Source organism: Kitasatospora sp. NPDC087315 (genome assembly GCF_044744345.1).
Classification (GTDB): domain Bacteria; phylum Actinomycetota; class Actinomycetes; order Streptomycetales; family Streptomycetaceae; genus Kitasatospora.
Map to the genome: position 1 here is coordinate 63,673 of NZ_JBIUYD010000016.1, position 18,104 is coordinate 81,776.

The 18,104-nt window shown below is 71.0% G+C and carries 21 protein-coding genes and 2 pseudogenes; 12 read left to right on the plus strand and 11 right to left on the minus strand.

Features of this window, described 5'->3' with window-relative positions:
- From ACIO5D_RS23095 to ACIO5D_RS23105, 3 genes are all read left to right on the plus strand, one after another.
- Positions 1-953 (plus strand): condensation domain-containing protein (locus tag ACIO5D_RS23095; RefSeq protein WP_400797420.1); only part of this gene is annotated, 953 nt, incomplete at its 5' end.
- Positions 899-1,435 carry an AMP-binding protein gene (locus ACIO5D_RS23100; RefSeq protein WP_400797422.1) on the plus strand — a complete coding sequence of 179 codons (537 nt, stop codon included), beginning with the start codon at positions 899-901 and terminating at the stop codon, positions 1,433-1,435. The genes ACIO5D_RS23095 and ACIO5D_RS23100, both read left to right, overlap by 55 nt.
- 116 nt (positions 1,436-1,551) lie before the next feature.
- Positions 1,552-1,791, plus strand: a complete 240-nt coding sequence (locus ACIO5D_RS23105; protein WP_400797425.1) for a hypothetical protein — start codon at positions 1,552-1,554, stop codon at positions 1,789-1,791.
- 5 nt (positions 1,792-1,796) lie between these two features.
- Here the strand turns inward: ACIO5D_RS23105 and ACIO5D_RS23110 are convergent.
- Together ACIO5D_RS23110 and ACIO5D_RS23115 are read right to left on the minus strand one after the other, a co-directional pair.
- A pseudogene (locus ACIO5D_RS23110) lies at positions 1,797-2,099 on the minus strand (dienelactone hydrolase family protein); the annotation flags it as partial.
- A complete protein-coding gene (locus tag ACIO5D_RS23115; protein ID WP_400797428.1) occupies positions 2,083-3,876 on the minus strand; it encodes an ABC transporter substrate-binding protein in 1,794 nt (597 codons plus the stop codon). The pseudogene ACIO5D_RS23110 and the gene ACIO5D_RS23115, both read right to left, overlap by 17 nt.
- 112 nt (positions 3,877-3,988) lie before the next feature.
- Here ACIO5D_RS23115 and ACIO5D_RS23120 point away from each other — a divergent pair, with 112 nt between their 5' ends.
- Positions 3,989-4,855 carry a nitrilase-related carbon-nitrogen hydrolase gene (locus ACIO5D_RS23120; RefSeq protein WP_400797431.1) on the plus strand — a complete coding sequence of 289 codons (867 nt, stop codon included), beginning with the start codon at positions 3,989-3,991 and terminating at the stop codon, positions 4,853-4,855.
- Positions 4,856-4,901: 46 nt separating this feature from the next.
- A complete protein-coding gene (locus ACIO5D_RS23125; protein WP_400652379.1) occupies positions 4,902-5,750 on the plus strand; it encodes a polysaccharide deacetylase in 849 nt (282 codons plus the stop codon).
- A 156-nt stretch (positions 5,751-5,906) separates the two neighbouring features.
- On the opposite strand, the gene ACIO5D_RS23130 is transcribed toward ACIO5D_RS23125, so the two are convergent.
- The 3 genes from ACIO5D_RS23130 to ACIO5D_RS23140 all read right to left on the minus strand — a co-directional run bounded on the left by ACIO5D_RS23130 (position 5,907) and on the right by ACIO5D_RS23140 (position 8,042).
- Positions 5,907-6,476 carry a mucin-2 gene (locus tag ACIO5D_RS23130; RefSeq protein ID WP_400797434.1) on the minus strand — a complete coding sequence of 190 codons (570 nt, stop codon included), beginning with the start codon at positions 6,474-6,476 and terminating at the stop codon, positions 5,907-5,909.
- 137 nt (positions 6,477-6,613) lie between these two features.
- A complete protein-coding gene (locus tag ACIO5D_RS23135) occupies positions 6,614-7,447 on the minus strand; it encodes a hypothetical protein (protein ID WP_400797437.1) in 834 nt (277 codons plus the stop codon).
- A 220-nt stretch (positions 7,448-7,667) separates the two neighbouring features.
- Positions 7,668-8,042, minus strand: coding sequence for a transglycosylase SLT domain-containing protein (locus tag ACIO5D_RS23140; RefSeq protein WP_363614857.1), 375 nt, complete (start codon positions 8,040-8,042; stop codon positions 7,668-7,670).
- A gap of 977 nt (positions 8,043-9,019) precedes the next feature.
- On the opposite strand from ACIO5D_RS23140, the gene ACIO5D_RS23145 reads away from it, so the two are divergent.
- The 4 genes from ACIO5D_RS23145 (at position 9,020) to ACIO5D_RS23160 (ending at position 12,667) form a co-directional block, all read left to right on the plus strand.
- A complete protein-coding gene (locus tag ACIO5D_RS23145) occupies positions 9,020-9,274 on the plus strand; it encodes a hypothetical protein (protein ID WP_400797440.1) in 255 nt (84 codons plus the stop codon).
- A 776-nt stretch (positions 9,275-10,050) separates the two neighbouring features.
- Positions 10,051-10,353 carry a hypothetical protein gene (locus ACIO5D_RS23150; RefSeq protein ID WP_400797443.1) on the plus strand — a complete coding sequence of 101 codons (303 nt, stop codon included), beginning with the start codon at positions 10,051-10,053 and terminating at the stop codon, positions 10,351-10,353.
- A gap of 279 nt (positions 10,354-10,632) precedes the next feature.
- Entirely contained in the window at positions 10,633-11,232 is a 600-nt protein-coding gene (locus tag ACIO5D_RS23155) for a DUF1707 domain-containing protein (RefSeq protein ID WP_363609797.1), read from the plus strand.
- 487 nt (positions 11,233-11,719) lie between these two features.
- On the plus strand, positions 11,720-12,667 hold the full coding sequence (locus ACIO5D_RS23160) for a replication-relaxation family protein (protein ID WP_400797446.1): 948 nt from the start codon (positions 11,720-11,722) through the stop codon (positions 12,665-12,667).
- Positions 12,668-12,963: 296 nt separating this feature from the next.
- Here ACIO5D_RS23160 and ACIO5D_RS23165 read toward each other — a convergent pair whose 3' ends face one another.
- From ACIO5D_RS23165 to ACIO5D_RS23185, 5 genes and pseudogenes are all read right to left on the minus strand, one after another.
- A complete protein-coding gene (locus ACIO5D_RS23165) occupies positions 12,964-13,368 on the minus strand; it encodes a hypothetical protein (RefSeq protein ID WP_400761948.1) in 405 nt (134 codons plus the stop codon).
- 473 nt (positions 13,369-13,841) lie between these two features.
- A complete protein-coding gene (locus tag ACIO5D_RS23170) occupies positions 13,842-14,246 on the minus strand; it encodes a hypothetical protein (RefSeq protein ID WP_400797448.1) in 405 nt (134 codons plus the stop codon).
- A gap of 151 nt (positions 14,247-14,397) precedes the next feature.
- Positions 14,398-14,526, minus strand: coding sequence for a hypothetical protein (locus tag ACIO5D_RS23175; protein ID WP_363609809.1), 129 nt, complete (start codon positions 14,524-14,526; stop codon positions 14,398-14,400).
- Positions 14,527-14,532: 6 nt separating this feature from the next.
- Positions 14,533-14,955, minus strand: a pseudogene (locus ACIO5D_RS23180) (DUF6299 family protein); the annotation flags it as partial.
- Between the two features lie 362 nt (positions 14,956-15,317).
- Positions 15,318-15,530, minus strand: coding sequence for a hypothetical protein (locus tag ACIO5D_RS23185; RefSeq protein ID WP_400797451.1), 213 nt, complete (start codon positions 15,528-15,530; stop codon positions 15,318-15,320).
- A gap of 608 nt (positions 15,531-16,138) precedes the next feature.
- On the opposite strand from ACIO5D_RS23185, the gene ACIO5D_RS23190 reads away from it, so the two are divergent.
- The 3 genes from ACIO5D_RS23190 to ACIO5D_RS23200 all read left to right on the plus strand — a co-directional run bounded on the left by ACIO5D_RS23190 (position 16,139) and on the right by ACIO5D_RS23200 (position 17,750).
- Positions 16,139-16,429 (plus strand): hypothetical protein, encoded by a 291-nt coding sequence (locus ACIO5D_RS23190; RefSeq protein ID WP_363609787.1) that lies wholly within the window; start codon positions 16,139-16,141, stop codon positions 16,427-16,429.
- Positions 16,426-16,818: a hypothetical protein gene (locus ACIO5D_RS23195; protein WP_400652405.1), complete on the plus strand. Its 393-nt coding sequence runs from the start codon at positions 16,426-16,428 to the stop codon at positions 16,816-16,818. The genes ACIO5D_RS23190 and ACIO5D_RS23195 overlap by 4 nt, the downstream gene beginning before the upstream one ends.
- Before the next feature lie 227 nt (positions 16,819-17,045).
- Positions 17,046-17,750: a helicase associated domain-containing protein gene (locus tag ACIO5D_RS23200; protein WP_400797454.1), complete on the plus strand. Its 705-nt coding sequence runs from the start codon at positions 17,046-17,048 to the stop codon at positions 17,748-17,750.
- A 91-nt stretch (positions 17,751-17,841) separates the two neighbouring features.
- Here ACIO5D_RS23200 and ACIO5D_RS23205 read toward each other — a convergent pair whose 3' ends face one another.
- Positions 17,842-18,054, minus strand: coding sequence for a hypothetical protein (locus ACIO5D_RS23205; RefSeq protein WP_400797457.1), 213 nt, complete (start codon positions 18,052-18,054; stop codon positions 17,842-17,844).
- Positions 18,055-18,104 lie beyond the last annotated feature (50 nt).

Here is an 18,104-nt window from a genome sequence, read left to right on the forward strand (position 1 = left end):
GGGGGGGGCGCCCCTGCGCGGGGGGGGGGGGGGGCGTTGGTTGGGTTTGGGGGGGCTCCGCCCCCCCCCGCGCGGCCCCCCCCCCCGGCGCGACCCCCGGCACGCTCCCCGAACTCCCCGTCCAGTACGCGGACTGGCAGCACGCCCGGCTCGCCTCCGGGAAGCTCCAGGACACCGTCGATTACTGGCGCGACCGGCTCGCGGGCGCGCCGGCCCGGCTGGAACTGCCCACCGACCGGCCCCGGCCGCCGACCCAGTCCTACCGCGGGGCGGTCGAGCACTGCCATCTCGACCGGGAGCTCCTGGGCGATGTCCACGCACTCGCCCGTGAGTCCGGGGCGACGCTGTTCATGGTGCTGCTGGCCGCCTGGATCGTTGTGCTGTCGCGCCGCTCCGGCACCGAGGACCTGACGATCGGGACGCCCGTCGCCGGACGGCCCGCCCTGGAGATGGAGCCGTTGATCGGCTTCTTCGCCAACACCCTGGTGCTGCGGGTGAGCACCGCGGGCTCCCCCAGTTTCCGGGAGCTGACCGACCGGGTGCGGACCGTGACCATGGACGGATTCGCCCACGAGGAGATGCCGTTCGAACAGCTGGTGGAAGTGCTGCAACCGGAGAGGTCGCTCAGTCACAGCCCCCTCTTCCAGCACATGTTCATCCTCCAGAACACCCCCACCGAGGGGTTCGCGCTGCCCGGACTGTCGACGGGCGCCCTGACCGAGGACTGCCCGGACGGCCTACGCGCGGGACTGGAGTACGCCACCGACCTCTACGCCCGGGACACCGCGGAACGCCTCCTCGACGAGTGGCGGACCGTGCTGCGGGTGGCGGTCGCCGCCCCGGACACCCCGGTGGACCGGCTGCCGCTGCTCTCCCCCGCGCGCTGCGCCGACGAGGGGTGGGACCGGGGACCCTGGTCGGGCTGTACCTCCTCCGCTCTCCGGAGCTGGTGATCTCCCTGCTGGCGGTGCTCAAGGCGGGCGGCGCGTATCTGCCGCTCGACCCAGGCGCCCCTACAGAGCGCACCGCGTACATCCTCGGCGACGCCTCGGCCGCGTTCGTGCTCGTCCGGTCCACCTCGGCCCGGCCGCCGGATGTCCCGGAATGCACCGAGGTCCTTGAGGTGGACCGACTCGACCTCACCGGCCACCCGTCCGGCCCGCCGCACCCGGCGGCCGGCCCCGCCGACCTCGCGTACGTGATCTACACGTCCGGTTCCACCGGCCGCCCCAAGGGCGTCATGGTCGAGCACCGCAATATGAGCGGTTTCTGCGCCGCCATGGACGAGGTGTTCAGCGCCCCGACCACACACGGGGAAAGCAGGCGTCCGCCCAGGTCACAGCGCATGACAGCACCCCTCGCGACAGGGGGTGTCCCGTCTCAAATGGTCTGCTCTGCGAGTAGGGCTGTGACCTGCGGCGACCAGATCACTTGAGACGCCCGGACGCCGAAAATCTCAGGCTATCTGGTCCCGGAAGCCTGGATGCCGGGTGTCGTCTCAGTTGATCCGGTCCGTCCCAACGCAGGCCAGCGGCCTCGTAGTCTCTCGATGTGCCCGCATCCCGAAACATCGACTCCTGGCAGCAGGTGGAATCCCGAGCGGACTTCGCCACTTACCTCCGCTTCCTGGCCTTCGACCGCGAGCGTGCCTGCGGCGCCAAGCACCGGACCCACCAGAGCATCAACGGCTTCCTGTTGGGCTGGGTCCGCCTGCTGGGCAGCCGTATCGACGGCACCGACCTGCTGCACGAAGAAGCCCCCGAGTCGACCGGCCTGGTTCGCGGTTGCTGACCAGATCACTCCGTCACGGGCAGGCACTCGGCGAGCAGGTCGACGACGTCGCGCCAGGCCCGCTGCGCGTGCCGTGGGTGGTGGCCGACGCCGGGGAGCACGGTGTGGTCGACCGGCGGGTAGTGGAAGGCGTGCAAGGCTCCGCCGTAGACCACGAGGCGCCAGTCGACGCCCGCGGCCTGCATCTCGGCGGTGAACGCGTCCCGTTGCGCGGGCGGCATGATCGGGTCTTCCGACCCGACCCCGGCCCACACCGGGCAGCTCCGGCGCGGTCCGGAGGCGGTCGCGGTCTCAGGCCACCGGCCGGAAGGGCGCGGTGGAGTACGGCGTGGGGGCGATGATGTGATGGTGGCCGTCCTGGACCTGGTAGACGAGGTGGGCTTGCGCGATGGACGGGTCGGTCGTCTGGTCCGGGTAGACCAGGTTGGTCTGGTCGGGAGAGCCGAAATGGTAGGAGCCGTTGACCCCGCGATGGACGATGCGGCGCAGGACGCGGTTGACCTCTTCGGTGTCGTGGGGCGAGTCGCATTGTGACCATGCGGCGGCCAGTAGGTGGATCATGTCGTAGCGGATTCCCGCGCTGGACAATCCGGGTGTGCTCCCGAAGCGCCGGAGGAACCGTCGCTCGAATTGATGGCCGAAGTTGTCGCCGTACAGTCCGCTGACGGTCGCCCAGAGCATTCCCTCGGCGCGGCCGTCGGCCTGGTCGAGGAATTGGGGAACCGAGGGCGAGTACAGGGCGTACAGCAGGGCGTCGGACGGATCGCGCCGGAATTCGCGTACGAAGGCCGCCATCTGGGCCGTGGCGAAGTGGGCGATCATGACGGCGGCGGGGTCCAGGTCGCGGATCTGGCTGATGACGGTGGTCCAGTCAGGCGCGAAGGAATTGATGTGTTCGACGGCCGGCCGCCATCCGGCTCGTTCGGCCGCTTCCATCGCGGACGGGGTGAACGTGGTCATATCGGTGTCGTCGGTGTCGAAGACCTGAAGTCTGTTCGAGGCGGGGCGCCACGCTCCTGAGTCGCGCAGCGTGGTGAGCATACGGACGAAGCCGGTTCCGTAGACACTCTCCCGGCCGCACACCTGGAAGACGTTGCTGAACGTGTCGGTCTCTTCGGCGATGAGATCGGCGGCGCTCGCCGACGTCGAATGGTGCAGTAGGGGAGAGCCCGCGGAGGCCGCGGGGAGGAACTGCGCGCTGAGTGAATCGCGGGAACGCTGGAGCGTGTATCCCGTGGTGATCGCGTCGACGTCCTCGCCGACGAGTCGTTCGATCGCGTGCTGTATCGCCCGGCCGTCCTGGATGTTGACCCGGAGCGGGATGTGCTCGATCCTGCGGCCGGCTACACCGCCGCGTTCGTTGATCTCGTCCACGGCGAGTCTGGTGCCCTGTTCCATCTTGAGGCCGTCACCGAGCCAGTCCCCGGCGGAGGGATAGACGGCGCCGATCAACAGGGGTCGCGGGCGGGTGACGCGCCGTCGTGGAGCGTCGGGGGTGGACGGGCTCCCGGGGTTGTCGCGTACCGCCGCCTCCAGCCTCAGCGGGCCGAGCGACGGGAGGCCCGCCAGCTCGCCCCGTACCGGGAGGGTGAACAGGTCACGGTCCAGCGCGATCGCTGTCGCCGCGGCGCGGCTGGTGACTCCCAGCTTGTGCAGAAGCCGCTCGACGTGGGTGGCGGCCGTGCGCCGGGAAACTGTCAGGCGGGTGGCGATGTCGGGGTTCGTCAGTCCGCAGGCGACCAGGGTCAGCACCTGGAGCTCACGCCCGGTGAGTCCGGAACGTTCCTCCGGCGCGAACGGCCGGACCTCGACGTGACAGCCCCCGGACGGACGCCCGGCGGGTGCGATATGGACGCGCAGGATCTGGGGATGGCCCGTGTCGGGCTCCTTGGGGAGTACGACCGGGTCGGGGCCGGTGTCCCAGGCGAAACACACAGGGGCGGGCAGCCCGGTGCGAGCCGCCGTGCGCAGATAGCGGGAAAGGCCGGCGTGCACGGTGATTTCGCCGCGATGGCGCTCCCGGATCTCGCCCGCGCGGGACACCATGGCGATCACCGTGGAAAAACGGGGCGGATACGTGCTCATCAGGGCATCGTAACCGGGGGCTGTGTTGTCCGCTTGTCGGTCATTTGACCGACGAATTCTGACGATTTCGCTGACAGCATGCGGGCATCGACCGGACTCGAGGGAGACCCTGATGCCCAGAATCGCCAGCTGTACTTCAGCGTTCCGTGAAGTCGCGGATTTCGAGGAGTTCGCCGCACATCTTCGGGATCTGCTCGACCAAGCGGTCGGCGCCGACCTCGTCGTGCTGCCCGAACTGGTCACCTTCGAACTCATGACGGCCGTTCCCGGCTGGCGCGACGCTGTGGATCTGGAGCCTGTGGTCGAGACCGTACGGTTCACCGACCGGTACCGGGAACTCATGGCCCGCGAGGCCGCGAAGCGCGGACAGTACATCCTCGCCGGTTCACATCTGGTCCGTACCGGGGATGGCGGCCTGCTCAACGTCGCTCCTCTTTTCGGGCCGGGCGGAGCGCTGCTGCACGAGCACGCCAAAACCCACCTCTTCCCACTCGAAAATTCCCTCGGTATCGGCGAGGGAGACGATATGGCGGTCGTGGAACTTCCCTTCGGCGTCGTCGGCGTGAATATCTGTTACGAGGCCGAGATCCCGGAGTGCTCCGCGTCGCTCACCGAGCAGGGTGTGCAGATCGTCCTCGTCCCCTCGCTCACCATCACCGAGGCCGGGTTCTGGCGCGTCCGTCACTGCGCCGCCGCCCGCGCCGTCGAGAACCAGATCTACACCGTGCACTCCGGTGTCGCCGGTCCCGCACGCGGGCCCTGGCCCGGGGCCTGGGCGCGCAGCGCGGTCCTGGGCCCGTGCGACGCGGGCTGGCCCGACAACGGGGTTCTGGCCGAGACCGCCGCCAACGTCGACGCGGTCGCCGTCGCCGATGTCGATCTCCAGCGGCTCGCCGAGAACCGGAAGACGGGCGCCGCGACGACCTTCGCGGACCGCCGCCGGCGCGCGGAGCGCTACCGGGCCTGGCCCTCCCACTGAGTCCGCGTTCGGCCACCGACCATCCCGATCAAGGAGACGAGGACCCATGTCCAAACCGACCGTATGCCTGACCTTCGACTTCGACGCCATCTCCGTCTGGCTGGGCACTATGGGCCTGTCCACCCCGACGTATGTGTCGCGCGGCGAGTTCGCGGCGAACGTCGCGACCCCGCGCATCCTCGATCTGCTGGAGCGTGAAGGAGTCACGTCCACCTGGTACATCCCCGGCCTGGACGTCGACACCTACCCGGACGTGTGCAAGCGCATTCGCGACGCCGGCCATGAGATCGGCCACCACGGCTACGCCCATGAGGGGCCGACCAGCCTGGACGAAGCCGCCGAGTCCGAAGTGCTGGAGCGTGGACTCGACGCTCTCGACCGGGTTCTCGGAGTCCGCCCGGCCGGCTACCGGTCGCCCGCGTTCGATCTCTCCCCGAACTCCACACGGCTGCTGTCGGACTTCGGGTTCACGTACGACAGCAGCATGATGGGGCACGACTTCGAGCTGTACCGCTGCCGTACCGGCGACATCATCCACCGTGACCGGGCCGTGGAGTTCGGGCGCGAGCTGGACCTGGTCGAGGTGCCCGTCTCGTGGACCCTCGACGACTTCCCCTTCATGGAGTTCGCCCTCGCCCCGCCGATGTTGATGCCCGCCTCCACCGACGTCGAGGGGCTGGCCAACCGCTGGCTGGCGGATCTCGACTTCATGGTGGAGGAGGTTCCGCACGGGGTCTTCACCCAGACCTTCCACCCCCAGTCCATCGGCCGCGCCGGGCGCATCCGCATCCTGGAACGGATCATCCGCCGGGCCAAGGAACACGGTGCGCGGTTCTCCACCGTGAACCAGGCGGTCGGCGACTGGACCGCACGGCCCGGCACCGGCAGAGGCTGACCCCACCACGCACCCCGGGTTGTGCATACCGCTCCCCGAACAACTGCGGCAGCCCCTCCGGATCACGGCCGGGGTCTCGGTGCCAGCGGATGAAAGCGGAGGCTGCGGGACGGCGGGCATCGCAGGCCGGGCAGGGCTCCATCCACACGCCCGTCATCAGGCGAGCAGCAGTCGGCCCGGCCGGGCCGGTCCGCGGACGACTTCGACGGCGGGGTGGCCCCAGACCTCTTCGGTCTGGCGGTCGTTCTGGTCTCCTCCGAGGCAGGCGGTGATCAGGTTCCGGTCGGTGCCGTAGGCCCGGCGTGCGTTGTGGTCTTCGGTGAGCAGGCGCAGGTGTCCGTCCAGGAGGAGGTAGGCGCGTGCGTCTCCGGACCAGGCGACCGAGAGCAGGCCGCCGGGGGTGTGCACCACGACGACGGCCGCGGCGGTGGGAAGGTCGTGGTCGGCGGTCCGGGCGGGCTCTGCGGCGTAGTGGTCGTACTCGGCGCGCAGGCCGGCTTCCGCGTCCGCGTGCAGGACTGCGGCGCGGGCCAGGCGGCGGGCGGCGGCCTGGGTCCAGGTGCGGACGGCCGGGGTGTCGCCGACGCCATCGAGGAGGGCGTAGGCCCGCGTACCTGCGGACGACGTCCACACGGCGGTGGCGTCGCATTGATGGTTCCGGTCGCCGCCCAGCTGGGATGTCCCGTACGTGATCAGCAGCCGCCCCCGCGGCATCGTGCGGGGCATCCCCGCCGGGACGGTACCCCTCCGCGCAGAGCTGCCGCGACAATGCCTCCAAGCAGTGGGTGACGCATCTGCACCAGCTGCAGGTCGTGCTGTTCCGTCGCGGCCAGGTGGCCGCCCAGCCGCGCAAGCTGATGCCGTCATGGAAGCCCGCCGATGGAGCTGCCGCTGTGCATGCTGGCGGTCGCCCAGAAGTGGCTGGCGGCACGCGAGCTGACCGATGCTCCGTCGACGGTGGACAAGCTGGAGCTCGCGGTGCGGGTGTTCGGCGTATGGCTCGGCGAGAACCATCCCGAGATCACCACCTTCGCCGACGTCACCCGGGAACACTGCCTCGACTGGATAGGCCACATCGCCCAGGCTCCTGCGGAGCGGACCGGCAAGCCGCTGGGCGTGATGTCGCGGATCCAGCGGATCTCCGGGCTCTCCCAGTTCTTCCGGGACACCGCCGTCTGGCAGTACGCCGACGTTCCCGGCCACACCCTGATCGGTGCGGGCGATGCCCCCAAGTACCCCCAGAAGGTGCCCCGCTTCATCTCCGACCACGAACTCGACAAGCTGATGCCGGCCATCGGGTGGCGGGTGAGGTCCCGGATGGCCCGGTGGTCGCGGTCGGTGAGGATGTGGAGGCCCGCGCGGGCGAGAGCGGTGTAGAGCGGGTCGGCGGCGGGCCCGGCGAAGCGGCGGTGCGCAACATCGGCGCTCTGCCGGGCCTGGCGGGCGGCCTCGCGAGCGCGGTCGGCAACGTCCTGGCGGTGGTGCTCTGTGCACTGGGCGCGCTGGAGTCCGAGGTCGTGGTCCGGGCCGTAGGACTTGAGCATGGTGGTGGCGGCCTCGCCGCGGATGCGCTGCCGCTCCTGGAAGACGACCGCGGCCCGGACGACGGCGCTCTCGTCACCGGCGTCGGCGTGCCGGTCGGCGATCCGCAGGTCGTCCTGGGCGGCGGCCAGGGCCTGGTCGACGGCGGCCGTCAAGGCTGGCGGCCGCCTTCTCCCGGCAGAACGACGCCCGCGGCACCCGGCGGTGCGCTGCCGGGCACCGGCGTGGGTACGCTGCTGCCGATCGGGGTGTTTCGGACGGCCGGGAAACGGCACGAGGGCCTGTGCCCGCGCAGATGCGCGGGCACAGGCCCTCGTGGGTCACTCCGGTTGCCCCTGTCCGGCCCCCGGGGTGAGGGGAAGCCGAATGGTCGGCTTAGTACCAGTGGTGGGTCTGCCAGAAGCTCCAGGCGGCGTTCGGGCTGCCGTAGCGGGTGTTCATGTAGTCCAGCGCCCACTTGATCTGGGTGGACGGGTTGGTCTTCCAGTCCGCACCAGCCGAGGCCATCTTGGAGGCCGGCAGCGCCTGGCCCAGACCGTACGAGCCCGAGCTCGGGTTGGTCGCCGTGACGTTCCAGCCCGACTCGTGGGAGATGATCTGGCTGAACGAGGCCAGCTGGTCCGCCGACACGATCTGAGCGGCGATGGCCTGCGGGGAGGCGTCCGCGGCCGAGGCGACGGTGGGGACCACGGCGGCACCCAGGGCGGTCACACCGGCGGCACCGGCAAGAATCACGGCAGAGGTACGCATACGGAGCTTGAAAGCGGGCATGAAGAGCAAGACCTCAATCGGGTTGGGCCGGTGTCACGCCCCGCCTCGACCATGGCCGGACAGGGGCCGAACGGTCGCAGGGCGTGACTCGGCGGTAAGCCGTTCACCGGCGGGACAGGAGCCGGTGTGGCTGGCGACGAATGCCAAGTTGCCAGACTGGATCGGCGCTCGCCAAGGCCCCTTCGCTACGACCCGCGGTCGTAGCGAAGAGACCGGATCCGATTCGAAGGAAGGGCCTGTCTGGAGCGCGCCACCCCTCCCGGCCTGCACAAACACCCCCCAGCCCCCTTGCGAAGTGGCGCAAAACGGACTGCTAGCCGTCGTCGTTCATCGCATCCGCGTGTGAGCGCACTCACCGCCCCGGCCCCGGCACCATCACCGACCGGCCCACCACCCACCACGCCGAGTCACCACCGATCGCCCGCCATTGAGACCGCCACCACACCCGGCCGACGCGGGAACGGCACCACCGGACGTCGCCACAGCTGCCGCCCCCCCTGACCGGCACGGCGGCAGCCGGGCGGGGCGCGAAGCCGCCGCAGGACCCGGCCGGCCACCGAGACGCTCGTCCCGGCCGGCACCGCCCGCATCGAGGACCTCACGTCGCGGCGGGGCGGGCACCGGCGGCTGGTGTCCGCCCCGCTGGTGTCCAGTGCTCGTTCCGCCAGGCCCGAACGGCTTCGTCGAGGCGCTCGGCGCCCTCCCAGTGGGCCGGGTGGGGCATCCGGCCGGCGGTCTCGCCATCCGTACTCGAGGGCGCAGGCCAGGCCGACCGGGTCGGAGGCGGCGGGGACGTCCAGTTTCATCGGCGGGTAGACGCCGGGGTCGGATTCGCGGTCCCGGACGTACGACCAGTCGACCGTGCTGTCCCAGTTCACGGTGAGCAGGCAGTCGGCGTCGGAGCCATCGGGGTCGCCGACCGGGCCATGGTTGCCGGCGCCCGAGCCGAGGAGCGCTTGCAGCCCGGGAGCGCCCCCACCGCCATCAGCGCGCCCGAAGCCGCCGGCTCAGGCCCGCACCCGGCCGGCGACGACACGGCGGACCGGGTGCTGCTGGGACTGGTACGGTCACCGCACGCGTTCGGCGAGTCCTTCGGCGACATGGCTCCACCGCTGCAGTTCCAGTTCAAGCCGTATCAGGACCTGCTCACGTCCCAACTGCTCCAACGGGTCGGCGACGCTGAGAGGACCACGCCGGGCGCCCTGGCTTGACAGCCCACCCGCCGGGGCCGGGGCGGCTGCCACCCGCCGAAACCGCGACCGAGAATCCCGGCAGGCTGTCACCAGAAATCCCGGCACCCGCCAGACCGGGCCTTACCCGAAGGAAATACCGGCCGCATTCGTGAGCGGAATACGGCGGCCTTTTGGGCGGTCCGTCACTTCGCGGGATTACCCGGACCGCCCCGAGACGGCCCCCGGAGGGCTCCGGACGGCCAGGCGAACACCCCCGGGAACACCCACAGCGGCAGCCCGGCCGGGCCTCCAGACAGCCGGAGCAGGGTTGCGTCACCAGCAGCCGGTAACGCAACCACCGGCCCGGGCCCGGCGCAGCACGGACAGGCCGGGACGGGCAGGCGCAGCCGAGCCGGGCAGACGGGGGCCAGGCAGGAGCGGGCAGGCCGAACGGGACCGGCCACCACCCCACACAGCGGGGCGGCTTGTGGTGACCTCCGGGTTCCGTCACCGTGGGATGGTGACGGGTCATCACGGACAGACGCCTGCCGCCGTCGCCCTTGCCGTAGAGGTCACGGTGATCCGATATCGGTGCCGCCCTGACCACCGCATTGCTCAAGGCCTCCCATTCCGGCAGCACCGCAAGCGCCACATCTGTGATGGCCTGGGGTGCGGAGGGCAGGTTGCATGCCTGCTCGAGCCAGGTAAGGACGGCCTGACGCAGCTGGGAGGTGTCTTCCATGCGGCACGCGACTAGCGCACTTCGCCGTCTACGCGACGTGTTCTCGCACGTCAGAAGCGATGCGAACTCTGCAGTGATCGGTAGAGTCGACTTCGGCTGGATGCGCAAGCTCGGCTGGATCGAGCCCACCGCCCTCGCCGCGGATGCGCTGCCACTCCTGAAGGACGACCGCGGCCCGGTCGATGGCGTCCAGGGTGAGCCCGGCCGCCCGCCGACGGACCCGGGTACGGACGTCCCCGAGCAGGCCGTGCTCCCGGCCGTCCGACTCGTCCTCGTCGACGGCCTGGTCGTCGTCAGGGCGGGCCGGGTACTGGGCGAGGGCGGCCTGCAGCGCCGCTGCGACGCCCGTCTCCCCCGCCGGCAGGCTGACCGGTAACCCAACAACCAGAGCTCCCTACAGCGTTCTCATTGGCTTCGGAACGCGGTTGCAGCTCTTGAAACACTCCAGGTCGGACGCCACACACGAGGTTCCCCCTGACACACCGTCCCTTAAATGCCCAGACCAGCGCCCTCTTGCGGTACGCCTATACGCTCTCTCAACTCGTGAAACAAAGCAGGTCAGAAGCCACCAGCGACCTCACCGCGTTTCAGTTCCACTGAGGCCACATACCCGACAGCCCAGGCCCCGCACCGGCCTCTTCGTATCATCAGCCATATGACTGCTGATCTACCGGAACCGGTCCGCCCAGGTGATGTGCGGGCCTCTCATGCCGAGCGCGATGCGGTGGTTGAGCGTCTACAGGAGGCAGCAGCCGAGGGGCGCCTCGACCTCCACGAGCTGGATGCGAGGCTGGAACAGGCGCTGATCGCCAAGACTCACGCCGACCTGGCGTCGCTCACTGGCGACCTGCCGCCCGTGGTTCCTGTGGACCCGGGACGTCCGCTGGTGCTCAAGGGGGGCCTTAACGGTGTTTCCCGTATCGGGCGCTGGCAGGTGCCCGCACGCATAATCGCGTATGGCGGCCTGGGCGGCGCCAAGCTTGACTTCACCCGGACCGACTGCCGACTGTCGGCCGTCGAGGTGGAAGTCCATGGCCAGATGGCCGGCGTTACCGTCGTCATCCCTGATGGCTGGGCTGCGGAGACCGGTGGGGTGGATCCCGGCCTCGGTGGGCTGAAAGACCTGACCACCTCCGACCGGCTCTCGGGTACACCGCTTATTCGTCTCAGCGGCACCGGTGGCCCGGCGGGCGTGGTTGTCCGCCATCCGAATCGTTGGGAGCGCCGCAAGTTGAGGCGCAATCCGCCGCAGTGAGTCAACGGGCCGGACGACCCGAGCGCACCAACCACGGGCCGCACACGAACACGAACACGCAGCACCGAACGCGGCGGGCCAGGAAGGGCCCAGGCCGCCCGCGCACGCCCGTGCCCGGGGACGAGCCGCCGAACCCGCCCCACCCACGCGGCCGGCACCAGCCGGACGCCGGGAAGAAGAACAGCCCACCGCAGGTACCGAACCCGAACCGACAACCGCAACCACAGACCAAAAACCAAAGACAAAGGGAAGAAAGGAGAAGAGGGTTGTCGAGGTGGTGAGTTCCACCTCGACAGCCACTCACCACTGCCCCGGACCTGCACAGTTGCCCAGATTCCGAGCCCGGCGGCCGGAAGAGGCGGCCACCGGATGGCGCACCCGTTCTCACCACCGGTTGCCGGACCGGTTAGAACACCCGTTGTCGGATCGTGACCGCAAGGACCGCCGGTGGTGAGAAATCCGGTGAGAGGCGCGGGCTTCCATCCCAATGCCCGCTGCCACCAGGGCGGCGGGCGCCGACTTCGAGGAGCCCGTGATGGCGATGCCGCCCGAGATCGACCACGCCGTGGTCGCCGCGCTGTCCCAGTTCCGGATGGCCACCGCCGAGCAGCTGCGCGTCCTGCACACCCCCGAGGCCGGGCCGGAGCAGATGCGCCGGCGTCTTCGCCGGCTCAAGGACGAGGGCCTGGTCGAGGACGTCGTGCTGCCGCAGGCCGGGAGGCCGCGGGCCTGGTTCCCGACCGGGCACACCGCCCGGATCGCCGCAACGTTCCCCGAGCTGAAGGGCGTCGCCTCGCCGCCGCCCGGCGACAAGAGCGCGGCGCGGCTGCGGCTCGGTCACATCCTGGCCGTCGTCCGCACCCACGTCGCCTTCGTGGCCGGCGCCCGGGCGGCGGAAGACGAGTGCGCGCCGCTGGACTTCCTGCCGGAGGTCTACCACCGCTACGGCGCAGGCCCGGCCGGGGCAGTCATCCCCGACGGCCTGCTCCACTACGGCCGCACCGCCGCCGACGGGCGCACGCCGCACCGGGCGTTCGTCGAGGTCGACCGTGGCACCATGGCCAGCGAGAAACCGGCGTCGAAGCTGATCGGCCACGCCCGCTTCCACGACCACCACCCCATCCCGGCGCACCTGCGGCGCACCTCCCACGCCCAGGGCGTGCTCCCGGCCCGGCAGCAGCACTACGTCGTCTTCCCGCGGCTGCTGTTCGTCCTCACCGGCACCGGCCAGGCCGGCTTCGCCAACCGGGCGAACGACCTGGAGATCGCCACCCGCACCCCGTACGTCGCCAGGATGCTGCGCACCGTGGCGGCCGGCGTCGCCGAGCTGGAGGATCTGGAAGCCGATGGCGCGGGTGCCGACCTCTGGTGGTCGACCGCCGACCTGGACGACGGGCCCGCCCCCTGGTGGGAGCTGACCGGCACCAGGCCCTGACCGGCACCGCCACTCATTCCTTGATGGCCCGCCCCGGACTGCTGGGGCGGGCATCAAGGTGCCCTGACCGGGCCGGCCGCCGGGCCATCAAGGTGCGCGATGTCATCACAGGGTTGATCGCTTCGTTCTACCTGCGCAGAACGAACCGGAGGGCGCGGGGCGGGCATCAAGGTGACCGATTCCGCTCTCACCAATGCTTTGACCTGGCGCGTTATCTCGCCGTGACATGGCTGCCAAGGTATCGGACGGATACCTTGGCGGACCATCAAGGTGCGGAGCGCGGCTCCGTGGCGCCATCAAGGCCGGCGGCCGGACGCTCCCGGGAGGACCACGTCGGGGTCCAGGACGACCAGGTGCTCGTCGGCGTACGCGGTGCCCAGCCCGGCACCGGCGAGATGCGATTCGAGGACGAGGTTCTGCACGAAGCGGGCGCTGGGCGGGTCGCCGCCCGGGGTGCGGCAGACGCTGACGGCGAGGACACCGCTGGGCAGCGGGTGCTGGTCGGTGAGCTGCCAGCGGACCGCGACCGCGAGGCCGCGCGGGCCGAGCTCCAGCACCGCGCCGGGGCGGCCGTCCCCGGCCTGGACGACGTCGATGCCCGCGGCCGCGAGAGCCGCGACCGTCCGGTCCCACAACGCCCGGCGGTCGCCGGCCGCAGCGACGGGGTCCGTGGAGTCGGGTTCGGCAGGCTGGTCGTGCATCCGGCGACCCTCCCCGCCGTCGGCGCTCAGCGCCGGGCCCACGTCGGGCAGGCGGGTTCGTGCCAGGTCGTGCGGACGACCAGGCCGCCTTGGGCGAGGTGTTCGCTGGACCAGGTCCGGCAGCACCCGCCGCCGCGCGGCCGGGCCGGGGCCGGCGGGAGCGGGCACGGTGGGCGAGGCCGGACGGCGGCGACGGCGGCGCCTGGTCATGGGGTGTCGTCATGCCGGAGGCTCTGCCCACCGCGCCGCGGTGCCGAACCCCGCAACCACCCGGACGGCCCATCCCCGATTCCGCTCCAACCAGCCGCTGACCTGCGCCGACATCCGAAACTCACCAGGCGACGGGGGCGAAACTCACCAGGGTCCGGCCGCCCGGGCGCGCGAATCTCACCGGCACCTCGGGGCGGAACTCACCGCCCCGAGGCGAAACTCACCGGTGCAGGTCAGCGGCTTGCACCCGAGGCGGGGCCGGGTCAGGACCGACGCCACCAGGCGCCGGCGGCCGCGGCCTCGGCGGCGGCCTGGTGGTGCTCGGCGGCCTCCCGGGCCCGCTGGTCGGTGTCGGCCCGGCGGCAGTCGGCGCACAAGCCGTCGTCGCCCCAGGTATCGGCCCGCTCGTGCTCGGCCCACCGCTCGTCGGAGAACTTCGCCCGGCAGCGGGTGCAGGCCGGACGGCGCCGCTCGCGCTCCGCCTGCCGCCACTCCTTCTCCCGGGCCTGGGCATGGGCGGTCTGCTCGGCTTCGAGCAGCCGGTCTCCGTCGGGGTTGTCGAGGGCGTCGGTCAGGGAGTGCCGGCCTTGGCGGCCGTAGCGCCACCAGACGGGGCCGAGCGGGCCGGGCTCGGCCAGGAGGTCCAGGGTGGTGGCGAGGACGGGCACGGAATCGTCGTACTCGCGCCAGCCGTCCCCGGACGAGCCGCCGCCCCACGAGTCGGTCGCCGCCCTCGGCCGACCGACGTTCCGTCACCAGGCCGCCACTGGTGACATCACGACAGGCCCAAGTCCGTCCCGCATGCCGACGGGCCCTGCGTCAGCCCGCAGCAGCCTGCAGATCGACGATCTTCCGATCGATCGAGAGGGGGGTGATTGTGATGACCGGCCAGCCCGTCGATTCCCACAGCTCCAGTTCCGCAACGGACTGGATCTGTTCGACTGTCACCAGGGGCACCCTGAGGGGCCTGTCACGGTGCACCCACGTGTGTTCGGCACCGTCGCAGACGGCCGGCTCGGCGCGACCAGGCCCCCACGCCGAACTGTGGAGGCGGACCACGCGAGGACCGAAGGGGGAGGGGGCGGGGGCGGGGACGGGCGCGGAGCAGCGGTACGTACCCGAGAGGGTCACGAACCCGTTGCTGTCGACGGTCCCGGTGGAGTTGAGGAACACCGTCCCGGTGTAGGCGGTGGGCGTCGTCCCCGAGGTGGCTGCCTGGGCCGGCGAAGCGGCCCAGATTCCCGAGAGCAACGTGATGGACACAGCTGTGGACAGAGCGGCAGAAGCAGAGCGACGCAACGAAATTCCCCTCGCTGAACGGTGATTGACTTGTCTAGACCTTTCATCGAGAACGTACCAACGCCTTTGCCGGCACATCTGTGGGTCCGTCAGAAACTGCCCCGCCTACCGGGCGAGGCTGCCCGATCGGACAGACTCTCCCCGGAGCAAGGCCAGCCGCAGGCGCAGGCAGTGATGGCCCCCGCTCCCGCGAGCAGGCCCCCGCCTGGTTCGACGGCCTGGTGGAGGCCGGCGCCGGACGCGGTCCGGGCCGAGCAGTGCGCGGTGCGACGCGGGTTGCGTGTTGCACCGCGCGTCGCGTCCGGAGGTTGTCACGGGGGGCTGTCGCGCCCGGATCGGCTACAGGAGAAGGGGCCCGTCCGTGCAGGTCGCAGCACCCGACAGCGCCCCACGCGACAGGGGACGCGGCAGCACCCGCGACAGGCCCCGGGCTCCGGGGTTCAGGCGGTGCGGCCCTTGGGCGGGTAGAGCTTGGCGTGCCGCACCCGGGCCTCCCACCACCGGTCGGCGGGGGCCGAGATACGGGCGGCCATCAGCTCCCGCCGGGTCGGGGCGGGCAGCACCAGCGGCCCCAGCCCCTTCGTCTCCCGGTCGCTGACGCACTGCGGGCACTCCAGCCGGTCAGGGCGGCCTTCTCGGTCAGCTCCAGCCACGGCCCCTCCTTCCCGCCGATCGAACCCCGGCACGTCCAGCACGGGCGCAGCCGCGCGTTGGCCGCGCGGGCCGCCTCCAGCTGCTCTTCGGCCTCCCGTTCCAGCCGTTCCGTGTGTTCCTGGTCCTTCTCGTGGCAGGACCAGCAGCGGCCACCCGGGCGGCGGGTCCACTTCTGTGGTCCCTTGGGGCCGTACTCCTCGGTGCTCTCCTGGGTCGGCACGTTCCCGCAGTCGGCGCAGGCCAGGGTCTCCATCAGCTCGCGGTGGACCTGGCGGGCCTTCTTCTCCCGGGCCTTCTGGCGTTGGTTGCAGGCGGCGCGGTTGTCGGGGTTGTCCGGGGCGTCTGTCAGGGAGTGCCGACCCCGCCCGCCGCGTCGGGCTCGGTGCCGTCGCGGGGCGCGTTGCGGGAGGTCCCGTACGGCCTGCCCTTCGTGCTCGTGGTCCCGGTCCCTGTCGACCGTATGAAGCGGCGGGGCCGGGCAGGCGCGGTGGTGGGGTGAGGTGTCCCATCGTGCGGCCGGTCAGCTTGCCGTCGGCGCGGGCCTGGGCTTTTCCGAGTCCGGGCAGGTCGGTACACCAGCGGTGTACCAGCGGTGTACGATCGCGGTATGGCTGATGCGACGATCAAGGTTTCCCCTGATACGCGTGACCGGCTGGCCGCTCTCGCGGCGGCCCGCGGCACCACGATTGGCGCCCAGGTGGCCCTGCTGGTGGAGGCGCAGCCCACCGCGGAGCAGATCGCGGAGCGCGTTGCCGAGGGCCGTCGGCTGCTGCGGGAGCACTTCGGGATGACGCTCACCGACACGGAGCTGGACGAGGGCCCGAACCTGCTGCAGCGGGTCTACGACATCGCCGCGGCGGATGCGCGCGCCAAGGTCGCCCCGAGGCGCAGCGCGTGATCATTCTGGATTCCAGCGCCCTGTCCGCGCTGGCCGCCGGTCATCCGCGCCTGCATCGGATCGTGGACTCCGCTCTGCAGAGTCCGTTCCAGCATCTGCTGGTTCCGGTGCTGTGCGTGGTCGAGGCCGAGGTGAAGGGCGAGGGTGCCGCGCACGCGGTCATGGCGCTGCCCGCGCTCGAGTTCGAGCCGCTGGATGCGAGTACCGCAGTGGTGGTGGCGACCATGGTCCGCGACGGCTACGGCGGCCCGGATCTGGCCCATGCCATCGCCACGAGCCTGCCCACCCCGGTGCGTCCGCTGCAGCACCTGATCCTGACGGCCCGTCCGGAGCTGTATCCGCCCGGGATCGCCACCGTCGACATCGACGACCCCCGCCTGGAGCCGTAGGTGGCGACAACTGGGCGCTCAAGGACCACCGGGTGCAGTACCTGTCCGACCGCGCCACCGGCATCCGGGCCCTGTGGGAATGGGCCGAGGCGGAGCCAACGAGCGCCGATCCGCTGACCGTCCTGTCCAGGGCGGAAGTCGCCCGCGCCTTGGTTACCAGCGCTGCCCACAACACGGCGCCCGCCGTACGAGGGCTCCCGATTCCGCGTCACCAGCGCCTTCGTATCGTGTCCGCCACTACGGATGAAGGAGTGCCGCCGCTGTCCACTGACCCGCCGGACGACCCGCCGGCCCCTGCCACGGACCCGGTGTACGAGGGTGAGCAGCTCGGCCGCTGGGCGCAGGCGCAGCGGGCCGGCTGGCCCGGCCCGGAGGAGGACCAGCGGGACCTGCTGTCAGCGGTCGGCATCGAGGAGGACCAGGAGCTGGTGGCCGCCAAGGCCGCCACGGAGGCGAAGCCGGCGGTCTCCCGCGTCGACCGGTTCGCCCAGGGCCTGGCGGCGCTGGCGCAGTTCGTCGAGCGGGAAGGGCACGCAGCCGTCAAGCGCCCGCGCAAGGAGCCGCTGGAGACCGTGGAGGCCGGCCCCGGCGGTGAGGAGCAGGCGGTGGTGTCGCACTTCGTCCTGGGCACCTGGCTCAACAACCAGAAGGCTCGCCGGGTGAAGCTGACCCCGGGCCAGCTCGCGCAGCTCGCCGAACACGGTGTGGAGTGGGCTGGGTGGCTGGGCCGAGCGGCAGGTGCGGTTCGGCGGGCGGTGGGCCGTCGGGGGCCGGCCGCGCCAGGCCGTGCTGGTCGCCGCGTACTTCGTCACCCGGCCGGTGGTCAGCTTGCGCAGCGTCAGGAAGGACCGGGCCGAGCAGCGGTGATGCCGGTCAGCAGCACGTGGGGGGGCCGCACCCTGCGGGGTGCGACCTCCCCCGCTCCCCTATAGATCGTCCCGGGGCTTCTGATGCTCGTCCCAGTTTCCGAAGAAGAGCAGGCCGAACGCCATACATCGCCGCTGTCAAGCAAAGAACCCCAGTTCAGAGCCCTGGAAGCGGTCTGTTCCAGTTTTTGCAGAACACCCCGGCGTACATGCCGATCTCGTGCGGTTGCGTGATCGTCAGGTGAACTGAGATCAACTCCGCATTCACTACGTCGTCATCGAACAGGAAGAACCCTTCGGCAGGCCGAAGGGGGCTGCGGTCCGTGTTCTCCGGGATGATCCCGGGGCTGACCGACGGCAGGGAAGCCACCGAGAGCAGATGACCGCCGGTGGGGGCGGGACCTGGCAGGGCCCGCCCCC

Coding starts and splice junctions, on each gene's coding strand:
- ACIO5D_RS23130 (WP_400797434.1), bottom strand. CDS start 6,476: ATGCCCCGCACGATGCCGCGGGGGCGGCTGCTGATCACGTACGGGACA.
- ACIO5D_RS23140 (WP_363614857.1), bottom strand. CDS start 8,042: ATGCGTACCTCTGCCGTGATTCTTGCCGGTGCCGCCGGTGTGACCGCC.
- ACIO5D_RS23190 (WP_363609787.1), top strand. CDS start 16,139: ATGGCTGATGCGACGATCAAGGTTTCCCCTGATACGCGTGACCGGCTG.
- ACIO5D_RS23115 (WP_400797428.1), bottom strand. CDS start 3,876: ATGAGCACGTATCCGCCCCGTTTTTCCACGGTGATCGCCATGGTGTCC.
- ACIO5D_RS23125 (WP_400652379.1), top strand. CDS start 4,902: ATGTCCAAACCGACCGTATGCCTGACCTTCGACTTCGACGCCATCTCC.
- ACIO5D_RS23120 (WP_400797431.1), top strand. CDS start 3,989: ATGCCCAGAATCGCCAGCTGTACTTCAGCGTTCCGTGAAGTCGCGGAT.
- ACIO5D_RS23165 (WP_400761948.1), bottom strand. CDS start 13,368: ATGCACGACCAGCCTGCCGAACCCGACTCCACGGACCCCGTCGCTGCG.
- ACIO5D_RS23155 (WP_363609797.1), top strand. CDS start 10,633: ATGACTGCTGATCTACCGGAACCGGTCCGCCCAGGTGATGTGCGGGCC.
- ACIO5D_RS23160 (WP_400797446.1), top strand. CDS start 11,720: ATGCCCGCTGCCACCAGGGCGGCGGGCGCCGACTTCGAGGAGCCCGTG.